Here is a 646-nt window from a genome sequence, read left to right on the forward strand (position 1 = left end):
CCTGACCGAGTTGAAGCACACCGCTCGATGCAAGCTCAAGCGCGGCCAGAAGCGCAAATCGATCATCGCTGCTTGCTGGAAGCAAGCCGAGCTTTGGTGATGTCATGATTTACGTAATTCTCAATAGGCTCCCGAAATCCGGATCGTCATACGGCAGCATCGCGCCGCTGAGGAACGGCACATAGTCCGGGTAGCCCGGCAGTGCTCCGTTCACGAAATTCGGAACCGCCTCGACAGCACCAAGTGCCGTGTTCCACGCTGCGCGCCCCGTATCCTTCACCACGCTCGCCAGTGTGCCGCAGTTGTGGCCCGCCGCGCATGTGTTGTTTTGTGTCTCATTATGAGCCGCCGTCATCGCGCCCTGCACGTTCTGGCCCAACACGCCGGCTGCCGCACCACCCAACAGGGTCGCGATCGCATTTGCCGCCATCGCCGACACAGCCCCGCCAATCGCCCCGGCGGCACACTCGCTGCCTTGCGCCGCGGACGCAACACAGCCTAAGCCTGCATGTGCGCTACGTAGTCGGCCCTGAACAATTCGTTTTGTCGCGCAGATGAAGCTACGCCGCCGACGGCGCAGCGGCTCGGAAGCTGAGCAAAGCGACGAGAATCAGGGCGTAAAAAAGCCGCAGGTTGCGCAGGATCA

General features: G+C 61.6%; 1 protein-coding gene. It reads right to left on the reverse strand.

The features are described from left to right. Positions 1-109 precede the first annotated feature (109 nt). Positions 110-439 (reverse strand): hypothetical protein, encoded by a 330-nt coding sequence (locus tag WS62_RS21370; protein WP_231748372.1) that lies wholly within the window; start codon positions 437-439, stop codon positions 110-112. Positions 440-646 lie beyond the last annotated feature (207 nt).

It is taken from the genome of Burkholderia sp. ABCPW 14, from assembly GCF_001523835.1.
In the GTDB taxonomy this organism is placed as follows: Bacteria; Pseudomonadota; Gammaproteobacteria; order Burkholderiales; family Burkholderiaceae; genus Burkholderia; species Burkholderia mayonis.